Consider the following 17,300-nt stretch of genomic DNA (forward strand, 5'->3'; position numbering starts at 1 on the left):
CTTCGCAGCCCCGGAATGACGGGCTCGGCGTCAACGGCCTTCCGGGTTCTTCGGCGAGAACACGATGATCGACCCTCGCCTCATCGGCCGGATCGCCTTCGCGCACCGGCTGCCGACGCGGCCGCCGCTGGCGCCGGGGCGGCACGCGCTCGGGCTGTTTGCGGAGCGGGACGCGATCCTGCAGGTGCCGCGTGGCATCGACCCGCGCAGGCCGACGCCGCTCGTGGTGCTGTTTCACGGCGGCGGGGGCAGCGCCGAGAAGATCCTGCCGATGCTGGAGGCGCATGCGGAGACGCGCCGCTTCCTGCTGCTGGCGCCGCAATCGCTGTTCCCGACCTGGGACCTGGTCATCGCCGGCCACGGGCCCGACCGCGAGCGCCTCGAAGCCGCGCTCGCCGAGGTCGGTTCGCGGTTCCTGCTCGATCCGGCGCGGCTGGCCTTCGCGGGGCATTCGGACGGCGGCAGCTACGCCCTCTCATCGGGCCTGACCAACGGCGACGTCGTCACCCACATCATCGCCTCGTCCGCCGGCTTCCTCAGCGTGCAGGTCCAGGCCGGCGCGCCGCGGATCTTCGTCTCGCACGGCACCCGGGACGCCCAGATCGCGGTCGCCCATGGCGGCCGCAGCCACGCCGCCCAGCTGGAGCGGGCCGGCTACGACGTCACCTACGTCGAGTACGACGGCCCCCACGCCTACGATCCGGCCGTGGTCGCGCAGGCGGTGGCGTTCTTCCTCGGCGAGCCGAGCCCGCCCTGACGTCGCGGCGGATCAGGCCGGCGCGACGGCGAGTTCGCGAGGCGCCGGCGCGTCGGCCCTCGGCCGTTCCGCGTCGGTGAGCAGCGCCGCCACGAGGTCGCCCTGCGAGACGATCCCGACGAGGCGGTCGTCCGGCCCGACCACCGGCAGGTGATGCAGGCCGAGGCCCGACATCTGCAGAACCACCTCGCCGATCGGGCTTTCCGGCCGCAGGGTGACGACCGGGCTGGTCATGATGTCCTCGACGCATCCGTGGGGGGCACGCCCGCGCGATGCGGTCAGGCGCAGGCGGCGCCCGAGCCCGAGTCGCGGGCCGCGCCGGTCCCAGGCCGCCTTGTCGAGGAGGTCGGTCTGCGTGACGATGCCGACCACGCGGGCGCTCTCGTCGGTGACGGGCAGGACCTTGATGTGGTGGCGTCGGAGCAGGGCGAGGGCGTCCATCAGCGGGGCGCCGGGCGCGATGGCGACGACGTCGCGGGTCATGATCGCGGCGCAGTCGGTCTGCCCGGAGCGCCGGCGGTAGGAGCGGATCTGCGCCTGACGCAGGATCGCCTCGAGGTCGCTCCGGCCGACGTCGAGAAGCTGGTCGAAGTCCTCGAGCGCCGCGTCGAGGTCGGCGGAGGTGAAGCCGAGCGGTGCGGTGGCGGGCTCGGCGCCGATCCGGCCGGGCGAGGCGGCGACCGCGTGATGCGGATAGGGCCGGCCCGTCAGGTTGTTGAACAGCAGCGCCGAGGCCAGCAGCAGCAGCGAGTTCGCGCCGACCGGCCAGAGCACGAAGCCGTAGCCGAGGTCGTGGATCGCCGGGCCGCCGAGGACCGCGGTGAGCGCGACCGCGCCGCTCGGCGGGTGGACGCAGCGCAGCGCCATCATCAGGCCGACAGTGCCGGCGATGGCCAGCGCCGCCGCGGCGACCGGATCGGGCACGAAGGCCGCGACGCTGACGCCGACCAGGGCCGCGACGAGGTTGCCGCCCACGATCGACCAGGGCTGCGCCAGAGGGCTCGCCGGCACGGCGAACAGGAGCACCGCCGAGGCGCCCATCGGTGCGATCAGGAAGGGCAGGGCGGTGGTCGGTCCCAGCGCCCAAGCGCCGAGCACCCCGGTGACGAGGATGCCGAGCATCGCGCCGAGGGCCGACCGGATGCGCTCGCGGACGCTGAGCGGCGTCGCGGCCGGAACGAACCGGCGCCACAGGGCCTGCATGGATCCGAGCCTTCGTTTTATGGGAGATCCGACTCTTCCCTCCCCCCGACGGATCTCGGGCTTGCCCGAGATCCGCACCTTGTGTGCCCGAGTCGGGCAGGCCCGACTTGGGTGCGGGGGAGGGTGGGCCTCGCGTGAGCGAAGGTCGGGAGAGGGGAGCGCCCTCTCCGGATACGGCGCTCCCCTCTCCCGACCCGCTGCGCGCGCCATCCTCCCCCGCAGAGGGGAGAGAGACGCCCGCACGACACGCGACCCCGGAATGTCGCTTTGGCGAGCGAGGTACCCACCTGGCCCTCATAGGCACCAACGGATGGTAGCGGAAGCCGCCCCCGCGTCCTGTGGGACCGGAAGCGGCTTCGCAGAGCGTCGGACCGCTCAGACCGCGCGGGCCTGATGCAGCTCCTCGATCTGCTGCTGGGTGTAGCCGAGGTCGACCAGCACCTCGTCGGTGTGCTCGCCGAGCAGCGGCGAGGACTTGATCTCGACCGTCATGTCCGAGAACTTGATCGGGCTTCCGACCGTCAGGTACGAGCCGAGATGGGGGTGGGGCACCTCGACGACCGTGCCGCTGGCGCGCAAGGACGGATCGACCGAGATCTCCTTCATCGACATCACCGGGGCGCAGGGGATGTCGAACTTGCGGAGGATGTCGACCGCCTCGAACTTGGTCTTGTCGGCGAGCCACTCCTCGATCGTGCCGAAGATGTCCATGATCTTGTCCTGGCGGGCGGATGCGGTCTTGTAGGCCGGATCGTCGATCCACTCCTCCTTGCCGATCGCCCGGCAGATCGGGGCCCAGGCATGGCCCTGGATCGTGAAGTAGATGTAGGCGTTCGGGTCGGTCTCCCAGCCCTTGCACTTGAGCACCCATCCGGGCTGGCCGCCGCCGCCGGCATTGCCGCCGCGCGGCACCACGTCCGTGAACGTGCCGTGCGGGTATTGCGGGTACTCCTCGAGATAGCCGAGCGCATCGAGCCGCTGCTGGTCGCGCAGCTTCACGCGGCAGAGGTTCAGCACCGAATCCTGCATCGACACGGCGACCTTCTGGCCCTTGCCGGTCTTGTTCTTCTGGTGGAGCGCGGTGAGGATGCCGATGGCGAGGTGCATGCCGGTGTTGGAATCGCCGAGCGCCGCCGCGCTGACCGTCGGCGGCCCGTCCCAGAACCCGGTGGTCGAGGCGGCGCCGCCGGCGCACTGGGCGACGTTCTCGTAGACCTTGAGGTCCTCGTAGTGGTGGCCGTCGGAGAAGCCCTTCACCGAGGCGACGATCATGCCCGGGTTGAGCTCGTTGATCCGCGGCCAGGAGAAGCCCATCCGGTCGAGGGCGCCGGGGCCGAAATTCTCGACGAGCACGTCGGATTCGGCGATCAGCTTCTCCAGCACCTGCTTGCCCTCGGGCGTCTTGGTGTCGAGGGTCAGCGAGCGCTTGTTGGAGTTCAGCATCGTGAAGTAGAGCGCATCCGCGCCCTCGACGTGCCGCAGCTGGTTGCGGGTGACGTCGCCGGAGCCGGGGCGCTCGACCTTGATCACGTCGGCGCCGAACCAGGCCAGCAGCTGCGTGCAGGCCGGCCCGGCCTGGACGTGGGTGAAGTCGATGATCTTGATCCCCTCGAGTGGCTTGCTCATCGTCGGCTTTTCCTCTCTTGCGTGGATGGGTGGCGACGCCGACCCTCGATCGGTGCCGCGTTCGGCGAGCGGAGACCGGGCTCTTCTGCGGAGCCTCGATCCGCGGTCACGTTGCTTTCGGCCGGATGCCGTCTTGCTTGCGAAATCCGGCCTTGATCTCGAGGACGTCGGCTGTTCCCGGCGGCGGACCGCCGAACGCCGTCGTCAGGCTTCCAGCTCGGCGAGGCGGCGCCGCATCGCGCGCTCCGCGTTCCAGCGTTCCGTCTCGTCGCGGATCACGGCGGTGATGCCGGTGACGTTCTCGTCAGCGTCGAACAGCATGCTGACCGTGAAGGCGATCGACAGGGCGCGGCCGTCCTTGTGCAGGGCCGGCACCCGCAGCACCTCGGCGCCGTAGCGGGTGACGCCGGTGCGCATGGTCTTGCGGTAGCCCTCCCAGTGCCGGTGCCGGTGGCGTTCGGGGGTGATCAGGTCGAGCGATCGCCCGAGCGCCTCCTCCGGCGTGAACCCGAAGATGCGCTCGGCGGCGGCGTTCCACACCACGATCGCCCCCTCGGGATCCGAGACCACGATCGCGTCGCCGGCGTTCGAGACCAGTTGTTCGAAGTCGATCGCCTCAGACATGAAGGACGCTCATCAATCCTGGACCCGTCGTCCACCGCCGATCGTCGATCCGCGAGGGTCGTCGTCGGTCGCGCGGGCCGCGGAGCACGCGACGACGCGGACCCTGATCGGGATCGAGGTCAGCGGTCGGGAATTCGGCCGGGCATGGAAGCTCTCCCTGCGGCGGAGCCGGGCCACGCTCGCAATCGCCGAGACGATCCGTCGAAGGCTCGATTCCTTATTTGGTATTTGGTATGCCAGAGCAGAAATCGCGTCAAGGCACGCGATGCCCGCGCCGCCTCGCTTCGGTTTCAAATCGCGGATCTGTCAGCCGACCGGGCTCGAACCACGGAACGCCGGTGCCGATCGCAACATTCGGCAGCACAGGGAGCAATGCGATGACGCCGGCGCCGAGCATCACGATCAGCCAGATCGGCGATTACGTCTTCACGGTGGATTTCGGCAAAGCATTGCCGGCCTTGCGCGTGGACGAGGCGGAGCCGATCGGCGGCGGGACCGGCCCCCATCCGGAACAGCTGCTGATCGCCGGCGTGGCGAACTGCCTGTGCGCCAGCCTGGTCTTCGCGCTGGGGAAGTTCCGCCAGGACGGCAAGGGCGTGTCCGCGGAAGCCACCTGCCGGATCGCGCGCAACGAGGCCGACCGCCTTCGGATCGTCGGCATCGACGTGCGGATCGCGCTCGGCGCCGCAGCCGCCGACATGCCGCGGATCGACCGGGTGCTCGACCAGTTCCAGCGGTTCTGCACGGTGTCGGAGAGCGTGAAGCTCGGCATTCCCATCGCCGTCTCGGTGCACGACGGCACCGGCACGGCGTTGACCTGACGGCGGCCCCGCGGAGCGGGAGCGCGGCGCCCACCACGAGAGGAGATGCGATGTCGGACATGCACAGGGCGGGCGCCGAGGCGCCGGAGGCGTTGGCCCGCCTGTTCAACCAGCGCGCCAATGCCGGCGACGTCGAGGGGCTCGTCGCGCTCTACGAGCCCGATGCGGTGCTCGCCGCGGGCCGCGTCGTCGCCACTGGGCACGCGGAGATCCGCGCCTTCTACGCCGACCTGCTGTCCCGCCGCTCGGACTTCCCGGCCGCGGACGTGCTGCCGCCGCTGCGCAACGGGCCGATCGCGATGACGTTCGCGCGGCTGCCCAACGGCACGATCTCCGCGGAGACCGCGCGCGAGCAGTCGGACGGGACGTGGCGCTGGGTGATCGACCAGCTGAAGATCAAGCCGTCCGAAGGTCAGGCCCGGTAATACGCGCGATACCAGCGCACGAACCGCTCGACGCCGGCCTCGATCGGGGTCGACGGCGCGAAGCCGACGGCGGCGGAGAGGTCGTCCACGTCGGCGAAGGTCGCCGGCACGTCGCCGGCCTGCATCGGCAGCATCCGCCGGACCGCCTTCACGCCGAGGCAGCCTTCCAGCACGTCGATCAGGTGGAGCAGCTGCACCGGCTGGTTGTTGCCGATATTGTAGAGCCGGTAGGGCGCGGCGCTCGTGCCCGGGTCGGGGCGTGCACCGTCCCAGCCCGGGTTCGGCGCGGCGATGCGCTCGCCGATCCGCACCACCCCATCGACCACGTCTTCGACGTAGGTGAAGTCGCGCTGCATCAGCCCGTTGTTGAACACCGAGATCGGCTCGCCTGCGAGGATCGCCCGGGTGAACAGGAACAACGCCATGTCGGGCCGGTACCAGGGGCCGTAGACCGTGAAGAAGCGCAGGCCCGTGGTCGGCAGACCGTAGAGGTGGCTGTAGGAATGGGCGAACAGCTCGTTCGCCTTCTTGGTCGCCGCGTACAGGCTGACCGGGTGGTCGACGTTGTCGTGGATCGAGAACGGCATCTTGGAGAGCGCGCCGTAGACCGAGCTCGACGAGGCGTAGACGAGGTGCGCGCAGCCGTGATGGCGGCAACCTTCGAGGATGTTCAGGAATCCGTCGACGTTGCTGCGCGCGTAGGCGCGCGGGTTCTCGAGCGAGTAGCGCACGCCCGCCTGCGCCGCGAGGTGGACCACGAGCCGGAAGCGGTGCTCGGCAAACAGCGCATCGACGGCATCGGCCTCGGCGATGTCGAGCTTCAGGAAGCGGAAGTTCGGATGGGCCTCGAGCCGTGCGAGCCGCGCCTGCTTCAGGCCGACGTCGTAATAGGCGTTGAGGTTGTCGATGCCGATCACCGGCCGGCCGGCCGCGAGGTAGCGCTCGGCGACGTGGTACCCGATGAACCCGGCCGCCCCGGTGATCAGTACCGGATCCATGAGCGTCCCCCTTCGTGCGGCCGCATCCGCGGTCCGAAGCTGCGCCTCCCTAGACCATTTCCAGCGCTTGGTGGATGCCATCGCGGAACGGGATCGATGTCGCGTCCGACGCGGGGAGCCGCGCCGGCGGCGGCCTGCGCGGAGCGCGTCCGCACGGGGGTGGAATACCGAGTTTGATCACCAACCGTGAGTAGAGCGAGCCGATCGGATCGTCGCGCCCGCGGAATCGCTTCCCGGCGGAGGAACCCCGACGCGACGGCGACGGTTCACCAGCGTACGCCGACGCCGAATCGGGCAGCGGCGCCGTTCGAGGCGGAGGCTCCGCCTCCGCAGACGACCCAAGGACTTCCCCAATGAAGAAACTGTTCCTGATCGCCGCGTCGCTGACGCTCATGTCCGCGACCGCCTTCGCCCAGGGGAACTCCCCCTACAACTCGTCCGGCTCCCAGGCCGGCGGCCCGCGCGGCGGCATGGAGCGCGCGATGGGTGCGCCGGGCGGCACGCCGGAGATGGGCTCGTCGATGCGCCCCGGCATGCGTCCGATGGCGCGTCCGATGATGCGCCACCAGCGCCGCCACCGCATGATGCATCACCGTCGCCACCGCATGTGATCGGTTCGACGTTTGCGCGAAAGGCCGCCCTCTCGGGCGGCCTTTTTCGTTTCCGGGATCGCTTTCCGGCCGGCATCGACCGGACGTCGGCCGAAAAAGTCACGGGGCGGCGAGCGCCGGGCGCTGGTCGGCGCAGATGCCCCCAGCCCTTGTGTAACCCCATCGCCTGGTGCGCCTCCCGGTCGGCCGCGCTTCGGTGCCCGGCAACGGCCGCGCTGAGGCAGCCACCCACGGCCGCGAAGGTGACGATCAGCGTCGTGAACGGCTTGTCAGGGGGCGCCCATGCCGCGGTCTCGGCGTCGGTCACGATGCGGCGGGTATTCTCCGCGACGTCGCGATGGACGCCGCGATGGAGAAAGGCGTCGCCCTGCAGGCCCTGCATCTGACGACGCCGGTGTCGCCCGATCCGGCGTCGAATCCAACCGACGCGTGGTGTCGGGCAGAGGCGCGATCGGTCCCCATCCCCGATCGCCGGCCGGCTTTCGAACGCGCATGCACGGAACCGGGCTTCGCTTTCGCGACGCCGCGGCTTCGCGCATCCTAGGTTCGAATTCACCGTCCCTTAACCGGATGCGGACATTACTCCTACGAATAGGGATTCGTCTTCGTGCCGCGGTGAATCATGAGCTTGTCGATCGGTACGAAGATCCACGCGATCACGGTGATCTGCGTGCTGGGGCTGATCAGCCTCATCGCCCTCTCGGTCATCGAACTCCGCGACGAGGTGACGAACAGCCGGGCGGTCAAGACGCAGCAGCTGGTCGAGGTCGCCGCCGGCGTACTGGAGCATTTCGAGGGGGAGGCGCGGTCCGGCCGGATGACCGAAGCGGCCGCCAGGCGGTCGGCGCTCGAGGGCGTACGGAACCTGCGATACGGCGCGAACGAATACTTCTACATCATCGACGATCAGGTGCGGATGGTGATGCATCCGATCAAGCCGGCCCTCGACGGCACGGATCTCGCCGCGCTGAAGGATCCGGTGGGCAAGGCCCTGTTCGTCGAGATGGCCGACGTGGCACGGAGACGGGGGGCCGGCTTCGTGTCCTACATGTGGCCGAAACCCGGGGCCGAGCAGCCCGTCGACAAGATCTCGTTCGTGAAGCGCTTCGAGCCGTGGGGCTGGATCATCGGCTCGGGCGTCTACGCCGACGACACGCTGGCCCACCTCAAGGCCCTCGTGATCAAGCTGTCGCTCGGCCTCGGCGGCATCGCGCTGCTGGTCGGCAGCGCCGCCTTCCTCATCGGGCGGCAGGTCACCCGCCCGATCTACGGGCTCACCGACACGATGAGCCGGCTCGCCCGCGGCGCGACCGCCGTGGACATTCCGGGGATCGCGCGCCGCGACGAGATTGGCGAGATGGCCCGGGCGGCCGACGTCTTCCGCCAGAACGGGATCGAGCGCCTCGCCCTGGAAGCCCAAAAGGTCGCGGAGCAATCCGCCCGGCAGCGCCGGGCCGACCGGGTCGACCAGCTCGTGGTCGATTTCGACCGGACGATCGCGGGCGCGATCGGTATCGTCACCTCGGCCGCGACCGAGCTCGACGCGACCGCCCGCTCGATGACCCAGGTGGCCGACGCCACCAGCAACCAGGCCCTGGCATCCAGTGCGGCGGCGGAGGAGACCTCGGCGAACGTCCAGACGGTCGCCGCCGCCGCCGAGGAGATGGTCGCCTCGCTTCGGGAAATCGAGCGCCAGGTGCAGGAATCGAACGCGGTCGCCGCCACCGCATCCCGCGAGGCGCGCGCCACCGACGCCGCGATGGCGACGCTGTCGGAGGCGGCGGAGCGGATCGGCGAGGCCGTGGCCACCATCACCGCGATCGCCGGGCAGACCAACCTGCTGGCCTTGAACGCCACGATCGAGGCGGCGCGGGCCGGGGAGGCGGGCCGCGGCTTCGCGGTGGTCGCCGCCGAGGTCAAAGCGCTGGCCGGCCAGACCGCGCGAGCGACGGACGAGATCGGCGGCCAGATCCTGGCGATCCAGAACGCCAGCAGCCAGGCGGCCGCGACCATCCGGCAGGTCGGGCAGACCATCGTGTCGGTCAACGCGATCACCGGCACCATCGCGTCCACCGTCGTCGAGCAGACGGCCGCGACCGACGAGATCTCCCGCAACGCCGTCGAGGCGGCGCACGGGACGCAGGACGTCTCGCGGAACGTGGCGCAGGTGCTGGCCTCGGCCGGGGAGACCGGGACCGCCGCCCAGCAGGTGACGATGGCGGCCAACGAGCTGGCCACGCAATCGGTGAACGTGCAGCGCGAGGTCGAGGCGTTCCTGTCGGCCATCCGCGCGGCCTGATCGACGGCGATCGATCGGATCGGACGCAGGGCGATCCGCGTCCGCCGGGCCCGAACCCGGCGGAGCGCGCGGTCGCGATCACGAAACCCCGAGCTGGGACCCGCGGCCGGGGCAGTTAACACCCCGGTAACCATAACCTTCGAGAACCGGGCCCTGAACGGCGGCGGGCTCGCCCATGCGCCCCGGCCGAGTTCGAAGGAGCAACGACCATGGCCCCCGGTTACGTGATCGCCGCCTGTCTGGAAGGCGCCGGAGCCATCGGGATCGTCGTGGCGCTTTTCCGCCTTCACCGAGAGCAACGTGCCAAGGCCGCCGAGCTCGCCCGCTTCCTGCGGTCCGGGCAGGTCCCGGACGTGCGGCTGCCGAAGCCTCGACCAGCTGCCACCGCCCGCCCGGCGCCTGCCATCCGGCTCGGCGCGACGATGCGGCCGCCCGAGCCGATCGATCCCTCCAACGCGCTGCTCGCCCTTCGAAGCGCGTTCGGCGCCTCGGTGCGTTGACGCCGCGCGCTCCGCGCTCGCCTCAGCGCAGCAGGGCGTCGAGACCGAAGCCGCCGAAGACCACGAAGGCGAGCGTCATCAGGAACTTGAGGTCGTCGATCGTCTCGGTCATGGCCGCCGCCCGCACGTGCTTGAACGCTGAAGACCGGGACCAGCCCGGCCTCCTCACCCTCCGCCGTCGGGCGATTTCGAGCGAATCGTTTCAGGCTTTCTTAACCGGCCGTCCCGGACTTCCCGGAGACGTGCTTCACGCTTCGTTAAGGCCTCGGACATTCGTCACGCCGCCGTCAACCATGTTCCCGCCGCGGCGGCTCGCCGGAACCCGAGCCGCATCTCGCTCGTTGGGTGCGCGGAACCTGCCTCCTCGTTGAGGGTGCCGCGACGACCGCTCGGCCCGCGCCTTTCCCGGCAGGCGGGCCTTTTTCATGGACGTCCGGTCGCTTGGCGGCAGCCCGTCCCGATCGGAGCCCCGTGATGCGCAACCTCCTCCTCACCCTCATCGTGCTCGCCGCCGGCTTCGTCCTCGTCGCGATGTACATCGCGCCGACCCAGCCCGGCCTGCGCACTTGGTATCGCGACAACGCCTGCGTCCACCTCGACAAGGTGAGCCCGCAGATCTGCGCGCCCATCCGGCAGGCCGAGGGCAGCGACAAGGTCTGACCCCCGGATGTCGGCCCTGCGCCGCGCCGTCGACTGGACGTTCCGCGACCGGAACACCGGCGCGATCGTGATTGGACAATGGCCCAACCTGCCGCTCTGGTTGTTCCTCGGATTGTCTGCCGCGCGATGGCTGCTCGCGCCGAAGGCTGACAGCGGGCAGAATGACGTCGGGATGTGGCTTCGGATCGCGTCCGGCGCGGCGCTCGCCTGGTGGGCGGCGGACGAGATCCTGCGCGGCGTGAACCCCTGGCGCCGCCTGCTCGGTGTGATCGCGTTGGCCGGTTTGGCGGTCTCCGCATTGTTCGGCTGACCCAAGGCAGCTTCGGCGCGAGGCCGCGCCGGCATTCACGCCATTTCGTATTTTCTACGCAGCATCGAAACTTGTCGTTGCGTGCACAACGAATTCCGTGAATACGGTTTCGACCGATGGGTCCGTTCGCGCTCGCGTGTGACTATGCGAACAGAAGCCGGAAATCTGGGCGGGCGAAACCGATGACCAACCTGGGAACCACGCGCCGCCTGCAGGACGGCCCGCATCCGTCGAACGGCCTGCAGGTCCTGGGCAAGATCGCCGCCGTGCTCGCGATCCCGGTCCAGGATTTCTTCCGTTATGAGGTGCAAGCCTCCAGCGCCGCGACGCCCTCGGCAGCCGAGTGCGAGCTGCTGATGACGGCGTTCCTGCGGGTGCGCGATCCCGAGATCCGGAACCGCATCGTCGGCATGCTGCGGGCGTATTGCGGCAACTGATCGCGGCGTCAGAGTTCGGCCGAATCGCGGGAGAGCTCGCTCCGCAGGCGCCGTGCCGCTTCGAGCAATGCGCCATCGCGCCGCCTGCGCGGACGGGGCAGGTCGATCCGCACCTCCGCCGACACGCGGCCGGGCTTGCCGGCCAGCACCACCACCCGGTCGGCCAGCGTCACCGCCTCGTCGATGTCGTGGGTCACGAACAGCACCGTCTTGCCGGTGGCGGCCTGGATGCGCTGCACCTCGTCCTGGAGACCCTCGCGGGTGAAGCTGTCGAGGGCCGAGAACGGCTCGTCCATGAGCAGCACGTCCGGGTCGACCGCGAGCGCACGGGCGATGGCGACGCGCTGGCGCTGCCCGCCCGAGAGCTGGTGCGGCCAGCGCTGGGCGAGATCGTCGAGCCCGACGAGGGCCAGCATCTCGGCGGCCTTGGCCCGACGCTGGGAACGCGACAGGCTGCTGTTCTCCAGGCCGAAGGCGACGTTGTCGACGACCCGCCGCCACGGCAGCAGGCGCGCATCCTGGAACACCAGGGCCATCGGCGTGCGGCAGCCGGGCCGCGTCGCCAGCTCGACCGTGCCCGAGCTCGGCGCGGCGAGGCCGATCAGCACCCGCAAGAGCGTCGACTTGCCGACGCCGGATTCGCCGACGATCACCAGGAACTCGCCGCGCGCGACGGTGAGGTCGAGGTCCGACAGGATGACGTTGCGCGTGCCCCCGCGCGCGTAGGCGAGGCTCAAGGCCCGGAAGGCGATGATCGGGTCGCGCATGGCGGTGTCGGCCTGGGTCGCCATGCGCTCAGGCCCGCCAGCGCAGGAGCCAGCCCTGCAGGGCGACGAACGCCGAATCGAACAATCCGTAGAGCCCGGCCATGGTGAGCATGTAGACGATTACGATGTCGGTGGAGAGCAGGCTCGAGGCCTGCATCATGCGCTGCCCGACGCCCGGCACGCCGAAGATCTCCGCCGCGACCACCGCCATCCAGGCTTGGCCGAGCGCCGTGCGCAGGCCGACGAGGATGCCCGGCGTCGCCGCCGGCAGCAGGATCTTGGTCAGACGTGCGGGGGCCGAGCGGAAGCCGAAGGCCTGTGCCACCTCAATCAGGTCGCGGTCGACGCCGCGCACGGCGCCCTGCGTCGCGAAGAAGACGATCCAGAACACGCCGATGGCGATGATGAACACGGCCGCCGACGGCTCGACGCCGAACCAGATGATGGCGAACGGCACCCAGGCGAGGCCCGGGATCGGCCGCAGCAGGCGCACAACCCAGGCGGTCGCGGCCTCGAAGGTCCGCGACATGCCGCCGACGAGGCCGAGCGCGATCCCGGCGCCCGCGCCGACGGCGAGGCCGACGAGGTAGTGGCTCAGGCTCGACGCCACCGCCTCGAACCACACCCCGAGCTCGATCTCGCGCAGGAACGCGGCCGGGATCGTGCTCGGCGGCGGCAGGAAGGCCGGGTTGATCAGCCCGAGCCGGGGCGCCGCCTCCCAGACCAGGAGGAAGGCGGCGAGCCCGAGGGTTGACAGCAGGATCGCGCGGAGGACGGTCAGCGCGCGATCGCCTTCTCGTAGAAGCCCGGCACGAACAGGCCGTCGATCGGCACGTCCTTGTCGAGGGTGCCGATGCTCACCTGATAGGCCTGCATCTTCCGCGTCGCCTCGACGATCACCCGCGGGTCGGCGGTGAACTTCGCCGCCGGCGAGGACAACGCCTTCCGGATCGTGGCGAGATCGGTGATGCCCTTGCCGAGCGCCTTCTCGACCGGCGGCGCGGCGCGGGCCGGATCGGTCTTGAGCAGGTCGGTCGCCTTCACCAGCGCGTCGACGAGGCCCTGCACCGCGGCCGGGTTCCTGTCGGCGAAGGCGCCCGAGACGGCGACCACGGTGCCGGGCTGGTCGGGGAACATCTCGGCGCCGGTGGCGATCAGGGCGATCGCCGGGTTGCGCTGCTGGACGATCGTCAGCGCCGGCTCGCGGATCGAGGCGCCGTCGACGGCGCCGGCGAGCAGAGCCTGCTGCGTCGCGTCGATGCCCATGGCGACGACCTCGGCGTTCGTCTTGTCGGTCTTGGCCACCTGCCAGAGCCAGTGCTGCAGCGTGGTGTTCGGCACCGAGCCCGGCGGCTGGGTCGCGAGGCGGGCGGCGCGGCCCTCCTTCTCCCGGTAGCGGCGGAAGGCCTCCGCCTTGTCGGCGGTCGCCGCGAAGTAGGGCGCGAGCTTGGGGCCGGCGACGAACACCATCTCCTCGACCGCGGTCGCGGCGACCACGCGCACGTCGATGTTCTTGGTGCGCGCCACCGCCAGCGGCGCGATGCCCGCGACGTAGACGTCGATGGTGCCGGAGGCCAGCGCCTGGATCATGTTCGGCCCGGACTCGAAGGTGGTGAATCCCGGCTTGAGCCCGGCGGCCTCGAGCCAGCCCTCTCCGTTGGCGACGAAGATCGGCGCCGCGCCGATCACCGGGATCACGCCGATGCGGACGGGCACCGGCGCGGTCTGCGCCGTCGCGGAGCCCGTCCCGAGGGCATCCGCCCCGAACGCGAGCAGGCCTGCAGCGAGGATCGTCCGGCGATTGGGGAACTGACGCATGGGCTCGGGATTTCCGGGCTCGGGAGCGGAGCGGCTTCGGCCGCTCCCATGCCACAGGCCGGCGAAAGTGCAAATCGGCGCGCCGAAAACGCCATCCGCCCTCGCTCGCGCGTGGCAAGCACTTCGATTGCGACCACATGGTTACGAAGGATGAAGCCGCGCAAAATCGCCTAGGTATTCCAATGCAACTTTCAGATGCTGGAAAACGGTTCTGTACTCATAGAAAGCGTGTCTGAGAGATATCCACAGAGTCGAATTTTATTGCCATTCATTTCTGTATAAGGCATCCATCCTTTCCACCAGAGAAGTCTGCCTTGGGGATGATCGTCGCGATGCTCAGCTTCGCTTGCCTGACCTGCGGCGTTGGCCTTGCCCGCATGTCGACGCGCGACCCGGATCGGGCGCCGATGCTGGAACGATGGAGCGGGCTCTGCCTGCTCGCCGGCCTCGCCCTGCTCGGAGCCGCCCTGCCGCTCTTCCGCTGACGTTGCGGCGCGGTCGGAACAGGCCGGTCCGGCTCCCGTTGTCACGCGACTGCGGCGCTTTTCCGCGGCATCGATCGAGGGAATGATCTCATGAGCCTACTCGGCAGCATCGTCAGCAAGATCCTGCATCCGTTCGGAGGCGCCTCCTCCGCGGCGGCCCCCTCGACCGCGGATGCCGGCGGCGCCAGCAGCCCGGCCTCGACCACCACGGCCGACGCGACGCCGTCCGCCTCGGGCGAGCCCGTGGACGTGGAGGCGGTGCTCAACGGCATGGCCCAGAAGAATTCCCAGACGCTGAACTGGCGCACCTCGATCGTGGACCTGATGAAGCTCCTCGATCTCGATTCGAGCCTGACCGCCCGCAAGCAGCTCGCCGACGAGCTGCACTACACCGGCGACAAGGACGATTCGGCCACGATGAACGTCTGGCTGCACAAGCAGGTGATCAAGAAGCTCGAGGAGAACGGCGGCAAGGTACCGGCCGACCTCAAGGACTGATCACGGTCGCCCGCGACGATCGAAGCCCGGCCATCGCGCCGGGCTTTTTCGTGCGCGCTCCCCGCCGCGACGGCTCACTTGACAGCTCACTTGCCGGTGCGCACCCGCGTCCAGGCCCGGGTGACGAAGCGCTGGGTGCGGTCGTCCCAGGCGGTGTTGACCGAGAGCCGCTGCATCGTCGCGTCGTCGGGATAGATGCCGGGATTGGCCAGGATGTCCGGCTTCACGAGCTTTTTCGCGGGCAGGTTGCCGCTGGCATAGGACACGAAGTTGGTGTTGGCCGCCGCAACCTCGGGGCGCAGCATGTAGTCGATGAAGCTCAGCGCCTCCGCCGCATGGGGGGCGTCCTTCGGGATCGCGAAGGCATCGAACCACATCAGCGTGCCCTCCTTCGGGATGAGGTAGGCGATCTCGACGCCGTTCTTCGCCTCGTCGGCCCGCTTCTTCGCCTGCAGCACGTCGCCGGAATAGCCGACCGCGACGCAGAGATCGCCGTTGGCGAGCGACTGGATGTATTCCGACGAGTGGAACTTCCGCACCGTCCCGCGCACCTTGAAGAGCGCGTCGGCGACCTGGGTGATGTCGTCCCAACGCTTGGAGTCGCTCTTCAGGCCGAAGGTCGGCAGCATGCTCGGGATCAGGTCCTCGGGCGAGTCGAGCATCATGATCCCGCAATCCTTGAGCTTGTTCGCCGAGGCCGGGTTGAGGACGAGGTTCCAGGTGTTGAGCGCGGCGCCGGCGCCGAGACGCTCGCGCACCAGCCCGAGGTTGAGCCCGAGCCCGGTGGTGCCCCACATGTAGTCGACGGCGTAGGCGTTGCCCGGATCGTAGGCCGCGAGGCGCCCGGCGATCTCCGGCCAGACGTTGCCGAGGTTCGTCAGCTTGACCTTGTCGAGGGGCAGGAACGCGCCGGCCCGGATCAGCCGCTGCAGGAACGGCCCCGACGGCACCACCACGTCGTAGCCGGACTTGCCGGCGAGCAGCTTGGTCTCGAGGATCTCGTTGTTGTCGTAGGTGTCGTAGACCACCTTGATCCCGGTCTCGCGGGTGAAGGCCTCGAGCACCTTCGGATCGATGTAGTCCGACCAGTTGTAGATGTTGACGACCCGCTCCGGCCCCGCCGCCAGCGCCGGCCCGCTCGCGAGCGTGAGGCCGGCGAGGAGGATCGCGCGGGCGAGGGCGGCGGCCCTCATGCGCCCGACCGCGCAGCGACGACGACGATCTCGACGAGGTATTCCGGCCCGGCGAGCTTGGCCTCGACCGTGGCGCGGCCGGGCGGGTTGTCCTTCGACACCCAGGCGTCCCAGGCGGCGTTCATCTCGGCGAAGGTGCCCATGTCGGCCAGGTAGATCGTCGCCATCAGGATCCGCTCCTTGTCGCTGCCGGCAGCCGCCAGCAGGCGCTCGATCTGGCCGAGGATGGCCTGCGTCTGCGCGGTGACGCCGGTGCCGACCGTGTCGGAGGCGACCTGGCCGGCGAGATACACCGTGTCGCCGTAGGCCACGCCTTGCGCCATCCGCGCGCCCGGCTCGAAGCGTTCGATCGTCATGTCCTGTCCCCCGGCTGATCTTCGGATCGCTTCTGCCGCCGGGCGCGGGCGAGGTAAAGGGGCGCCGGGCCGGCGGCCTTGGCCCATTGCAGTGCGGAAAAAGATCCGGCGACGGCCAATCCGTCGCAACCCCCGCTGCCACCGTGCGTTTCAACACCGTTCCAGCGTCGCGTCATCCGAAAGCGGCGTCACATCGTCAGGCGTCACGTCGCCAAGGGGTTCGTCATGGGTATTCTCTGGACCATCGTCATCGGTTTCCTCGCCGGCATCGTCGCCAAGTTCATCATGCCCGGCTCGAACGAGCCGTCGGGCTTCATCCTGACCACCATCCTCGGCATCGTCGGCGCCTTCGTCGCCACCTTCCTCGGCCAGGCGCTCGGCTGGTACGGCCCGAACCAAGGCGCGGGCTTCATCGGCGCCGTGGTCGGCGCGATCGTCGTCCTCGCGATCTACGGCTTCATCGCCAGCCGCGGCCGCACCACCACGCTCTGAGGTCGCGCTCGCCGACACGGACGACGACGTAGAAAAGGGGGCGCCGCGAGGCGCCCCCTTCTTCGTTGCGACTGGTCCGATGCTCAGATGTGGTCGGAGGCCGCCTTGATTGCGCAATGGCCGGTGGCGCCGCGCAATGCGAGGCCGACGCCGACCACGAGGGCCGCGAGGCTCAGCCACTTGTTCGGGCGCGGCTGCGCGGCCGCCGCCGCGATGCCGAGGCCGAGCGCCACCGAGACCGCGCGCTCGGTGGTGCTGAGGTTCGGCTCGCCGCTGAAGATGTCGTGGATCATGTCGTTGGCCATGGGGTCGTGTGCGCTCCTGTTGGGGTCGCGGATCGAACGCCCTCCGAAGGCCGGCGTTCCTTGCCGCCGCGCCGGAACCGCCCACGAAAAAGGCGCGGCCCCGAGGGGACCGCGC

General features: G+C 69.8%; 23 protein-coding genes. 13 read left to right on the forward strand and 10 right to left on the reverse strand.

Features of this window, described 5'->3' with window-relative positions; translation table 11 throughout:
- The first annotated feature begins 64 nt into the window (after window positions 1-64).
- Window positions 65-757 (forward strand): alpha/beta hydrolase, encoded by a 693-nt coding sequence (locus tag MKK60_RS03205; RefSeq protein WP_243983920.1) that lies wholly within the window; start codon window positions 65-67, stop codon window positions 755-757.
- Between the two features lie 12 nt (window positions 758-769).
- On the opposite strand, the gene MKK60_RS03210 is transcribed toward MKK60_RS03205, so the two are convergent.
- The 3 genes from MKK60_RS03210 to MKK60_RS03220 all read right to left on the reverse strand — a co-directional run bounded on the left by MKK60_RS03210 (window position 770) and on the right by MKK60_RS03220 (window position 4,210).
- Window positions 770-1,960, reverse strand: a complete 1,191-nt coding sequence (locus MKK60_RS03210) for an HPP family protein (protein ID WP_243983921.1) — start codon at window positions 1,958-1,960, stop codon at window positions 770-772.
- Window positions 1,961-2,335: 375 nt separating this feature from the next.
- Window positions 2,336-3,586 carry a formyl-CoA transferase gene (gene frc, locus MKK60_RS03215; RefSeq protein WP_147841001.1) on the reverse strand — a complete coding sequence of 417 codons (1,251 nt, stop codon included), beginning with the start codon at window positions 3,584-3,586 and terminating at the stop codon, window positions 2,336-2,338.
- 204 nt (window positions 3,587-3,790) lie between these two features.
- Window positions 3,791-4,210, reverse strand: a complete 420-nt coding sequence (locus tag MKK60_RS03220; protein WP_243983922.1) for a PAS domain-containing protein — start codon at window positions 4,208-4,210, stop codon at window positions 3,791-3,793.
- Between the two features lie 377 nt (window positions 4,211-4,587).
- Between MKK60_RS03220 and MKK60_RS03225 the strand changes: the two genes are divergently transcribed.
- Together MKK60_RS03225 and MKK60_RS03230 are read left to right on the forward strand one after the other, a co-directional pair.
- The gene (locus MKK60_RS03225) at window positions 4,588-5,031 is read left to right on the forward strand and encodes an OsmC family protein (RefSeq protein ID WP_243983923.1); all 444 of its coding nucleotides are present in this window, start codon (window positions 4,588-4,590) and stop codon (window positions 5,029-5,031) included.
- A gap of 50 nt (window positions 5,032-5,081) precedes the next feature.
- The gene (locus MKK60_RS03230; protein WP_147840998.1) at window positions 5,082-5,456 is read left to right on the forward strand and encodes a YybH family protein; all 375 of its coding nucleotides are present in this window, start codon (window positions 5,082-5,084) and stop codon (window positions 5,454-5,456) included.
- Here the strand turns inward: MKK60_RS03230 and MKK60_RS03235 are convergent.
- Window positions 5,444-6,454, reverse strand: a complete 1,011-nt coding sequence (locus MKK60_RS03235; protein ID WP_243983924.1) for an NAD-dependent epimerase — start codon at window positions 6,452-6,454, stop codon at window positions 5,444-5,446. The two genes, MKK60_RS03230 and MKK60_RS03235, sit on opposite strands and share 13 nt — an antisense overlap.
- Before the next feature lie 353 nt (window positions 6,455-6,807).
- On the opposite strand from MKK60_RS03235, the gene MKK60_RS03240 reads away from it, so the two are divergent.
- The 7 genes from MKK60_RS03240 (at window position 6,808) to MKK60_RS03270 (ending at window position 11,271) form a co-directional block, all read left to right on the forward strand.
- Window positions 6,808-7,065 (forward strand): hypothetical protein, encoded by a 258-nt coding sequence (locus MKK60_RS03240; RefSeq protein ID WP_147726234.1) that lies wholly within the window; start codon window positions 6,808-6,810, stop codon window positions 7,063-7,065.
- Between the two features lie 337 nt (window positions 7,066-7,402).
- Entirely contained in the window at window positions 7,403-7,609 is a 207-nt protein-coding gene (locus MKK60_RS03245) for a hypothetical protein (RefSeq protein WP_243983925.1), read from the forward strand.
- Between the two features lie 78 nt (window positions 7,610-7,687).
- Window positions 7,688-9,364 carry a methyl-accepting chemotaxis protein gene (locus MKK60_RS03250; protein WP_243983926.1) on the forward strand — a complete coding sequence of 559 codons (1,677 nt, stop codon included), beginning with the start codon at window positions 7,688-7,690 and terminating at the stop codon, window positions 9,362-9,364.
- A 209-nt stretch (window positions 9,365-9,573) separates the two neighbouring features.
- Window positions 9,574-9,864, forward strand: a complete 291-nt coding sequence (locus MKK60_RS03255) for a hypothetical protein (RefSeq protein WP_243983927.1) — start codon at window positions 9,574-9,576, stop codon at window positions 9,862-9,864.
- A 474-nt stretch (window positions 9,865-10,338) separates the two neighbouring features.
- On the forward strand, window positions 10,339-10,524 hold the full coding sequence (locus MKK60_RS03260) for a hypothetical protein (RefSeq protein WP_147726923.1): 186 nt from the start codon (window positions 10,339-10,341) through the stop codon (window positions 10,522-10,524).
- A 16-nt stretch (window positions 10,525-10,540) separates the two neighbouring features.
- Window positions 10,541-10,834: a hypothetical protein gene (locus tag MKK60_RS03265; RefSeq protein ID WP_243983936.1), complete on the forward strand. Its 294-nt coding sequence runs from the start codon at window positions 10,541-10,543 to the stop codon at window positions 10,832-10,834.
- A 182-nt stretch (window positions 10,835-11,016) separates the two neighbouring features.
- The gene (locus MKK60_RS03270; protein WP_243983928.1) at window positions 11,017-11,271 is read left to right on the forward strand and encodes a hypothetical protein; all 255 of its coding nucleotides are present in this window, start codon (window positions 11,017-11,019) and stop codon (window positions 11,269-11,271) included.
- A gap of 8 nt (window positions 11,272-11,279) precedes the next feature.
- On the opposite strand, the gene MKK60_RS03275 is transcribed toward MKK60_RS03270, so the two are convergent.
- From MKK60_RS03275 to MKK60_RS03285, 3 genes are read right to left on the reverse strand one after another with little or no spacing between them, the layout of a single operon-like run.
- Entirely contained in the window at window positions 11,280-12,038 is a 759-nt protein-coding gene (locus tag MKK60_RS03275) for an ABC transporter ATP-binding protein (protein ID WP_243983937.1), read from the reverse strand.
- Window positions 12,039-12,066: 28 nt separating this feature from the next.
- On the reverse strand, window positions 12,067-12,819 hold the full coding sequence (locus MKK60_RS03280; RefSeq protein WP_243983938.1) for an ABC transporter permease: 753 nt from the start codon (window positions 12,817-12,819) through the stop codon (window positions 12,067-12,069).
- On the reverse strand, window positions 12,816-13,856 hold the full coding sequence (locus tag MKK60_RS03285) for an ABC transporter substrate-binding protein (protein ID WP_243983929.1): 1,041 nt from the start codon (window positions 13,854-13,856) through the stop codon (window positions 12,816-12,818). The genes MKK60_RS03280 and MKK60_RS03285 overlap by 4 nt, the downstream gene beginning before the upstream one ends.
- A 332-nt stretch (window positions 13,857-14,188) precedes the next feature.
- Here MKK60_RS03285 and MKK60_RS03290 point away from each other — a divergent pair, with 332 nt between their 5' ends.
- Both MKK60_RS03290 and MKK60_RS03295 read left to right on the forward strand, forming a co-directional pair.
- Window positions 14,189-14,341: a hypothetical protein gene (locus tag MKK60_RS03290; RefSeq protein ID WP_187275349.1), complete on the forward strand. Its 153-nt coding sequence runs from the start codon at window positions 14,189-14,191 to the stop codon at window positions 14,339-14,341.
- A 90-nt stretch (window positions 14,342-14,431) separates the two neighbouring features.
- Window positions 14,432-14,839 carry a DUF3597 domain-containing protein gene (locus MKK60_RS03295; protein ID WP_147726929.1) on the forward strand — a complete coding sequence of 136 codons (408 nt, stop codon included), beginning with the start codon at window positions 14,432-14,434 and terminating at the stop codon, window positions 14,837-14,839.
- A gap of 86 nt (window positions 14,840-14,925) precedes the next feature.
- On the opposite strand, the gene MKK60_RS03300 is transcribed toward MKK60_RS03295, so the two are convergent.
- Both MKK60_RS03300 and MKK60_RS03305 read right to left on the reverse strand, forming a co-directional pair.
- Window positions 14,926-16,032 (reverse strand): polyamine ABC transporter substrate-binding protein, encoded by a 1,107-nt coding sequence (locus MKK60_RS03300; RefSeq protein ID WP_243983930.1) that lies wholly within the window; start codon window positions 16,030-16,032, stop codon window positions 14,926-14,928.
- Entirely contained in the window at window positions 16,029-16,388 is a 360-nt protein-coding gene (locus MKK60_RS03305; RefSeq protein ID WP_243983931.1) for a RidA family protein, read from the reverse strand. The genes MKK60_RS03300 and MKK60_RS03305 overlap by 4 nt, the downstream gene beginning before the upstream one ends.
- A 225-nt stretch (window positions 16,389-16,613) precedes the next feature.
- Between MKK60_RS03305 and MKK60_RS03310 the strand changes: the two genes are divergently transcribed.
- Window positions 16,614-16,880: a GlsB/YeaQ/YmgE family stress response membrane protein gene (locus MKK60_RS03310; RefSeq protein WP_147726932.1), complete on the forward strand. Its 267-nt coding sequence runs from the start codon at window positions 16,614-16,616 to the stop codon at window positions 16,878-16,880.
- Window positions 16,881-16,963: 83 nt separating this feature from the next.
- On the opposite strand, the gene MKK60_RS03315 is transcribed toward MKK60_RS03310, so the two are convergent.
- Window positions 16,964-17,185, reverse strand: a complete 222-nt coding sequence (locus tag MKK60_RS03315) for a YgaP-like transmembrane domain (protein ID WP_147726933.1) — start codon at window positions 17,183-17,185, stop codon at window positions 16,964-16,966.
- Between the last annotated feature and the right edge of the window lie 115 nt (window positions 17,186-17,300).

This window comes from Methylobacterium sp. J-092, from assembly GCF_022829325.1.
Taxonomy (GTDB): Bacteria; Pseudomonadota; Alphaproteobacteria; order Rhizobiales; family Beijerinckiaceae; genus Methylobacterium.

Coding starts and splice junctions, on each gene's coding strand:
- MKK60_RS03205 (WP_243983920.1), top strand. CDS start 65: ATGATCGACCCTCGCCTCATCGGCCGGATCGCCTTCGCGCACCGGCTG.
- MKK60_RS03210 (WP_243983921.1), bottom strand. CDS start 1,960: ATGCAGGCCCTGTGGCGCCGGTTCGTTCCGGCCGCGACGCCGCTCAGC.
- frc (WP_147841001.1), bottom strand. CDS start 3,586: ATGAGCAAGCCACTCGAGGGGATCAAGATCATCGACTTCACCCACGTC.
- MKK60_RS03220 (WP_243983922.1), bottom strand. CDS start 4,210: ATGTCTGAGGCGATCGACTTCGAACAACTGGTCTCGAACGCCGGCGAC.
- MKK60_RS03225 (WP_243983923.1), top strand. CDS start 4,588: ATGACGCCGGCGCCGAGCATCACGATCAGCCAGATCGGCGATTACGTC.
- MKK60_RS03230 (WP_147840998.1), top strand. CDS start 5,082: ATGTCGGACATGCACAGGGCGGGCGCCGAGGCGCCGGAGGCGTTGGCC.
- MKK60_RS03235 (WP_243983924.1), bottom strand. CDS start 6,454: ATGGATCCGGTACTGATCACCGGGGCGGCCGGGTTCATCGGGTACCAC.
- MKK60_RS03240 (WP_147726234.1), top strand. CDS start 6,808: ATGAAGAAACTGTTCCTGATCGCCGCGTCGCTGACGCTCATGTCCGCG.
- MKK60_RS03245 (WP_243983925.1), top strand. CDS start 7,403: ATGGACGCCGCGATGGAGAAAGGCGTCGCCCTGCAGGCCCTGCATCTG.
- MKK60_RS03250 (WP_243983926.1), top strand. CDS start 7,688: ATGAGCTTGTCGATCGGTACGAAGATCCACGCGATCACGGTGATCTGC.
- MKK60_RS03255 (WP_243983927.1), top strand. CDS start 9,574: ATGGCCCCCGGTTACGTGATCGCCGCCTGTCTGGAAGGCGCCGGAGCC.
- MKK60_RS03260 (WP_147726923.1), top strand. CDS start 10,339: ATGCGCAACCTCCTCCTCACCCTCATCGTGCTCGCCGCCGGCTTCGTC.
- MKK60_RS03270 (WP_243983928.1), top strand. CDS start 11,017: ATGACCAACCTGGGAACCACGCGCCGCCTGCAGGACGGCCCGCATCCG.
- MKK60_RS03275 (WP_243983937.1), bottom strand. CDS start 12,038: ATGCGCGACCCGATCATCGCCTTCCGGGCCTTGAGCCTCGCCTACGCG.
- MKK60_RS03285 (WP_243983929.1), bottom strand. CDS start 13,856: ATGCGTCAGTTCCCCAATCGCCGGACGATCCTCGCTGCAGGCCTGCTC.
- MKK60_RS03290 (WP_187275349.1), top strand. CDS start 14,189: ATGCTCAGCTTCGCTTGCCTGACCTGCGGCGTTGGCCTTGCCCGCATG.
- MKK60_RS03295 (WP_147726929.1), top strand. CDS start 14,432: ATGAGCCTACTCGGCAGCATCGTCAGCAAGATCCTGCATCCGTTCGGA.
- MKK60_RS03300 (WP_243983930.1), bottom strand. CDS start 16,032: ATGAGGGCCGCCGCCCTCGCCCGCGCGATCCTCCTCGCCGGCCTCACG.
- MKK60_RS03305 (WP_243983931.1), bottom strand. CDS start 16,388: ATGACGATCGAACGCTTCGAGCCGGGCGCGCGGATGGCGCAAGGCGTG.
- MKK60_RS03310 (WP_147726932.1), top strand. CDS start 16,614: ATGGGTATTCTCTGGACCATCGTCATCGGTTTCCTCGCCGGCATCGTC.
- MKK60_RS03315 (WP_147726933.1), bottom strand. CDS start 17,185: ATGGCCAACGACATGATCCACGACATCTTCAGCGGCGAGCCGAACCTC.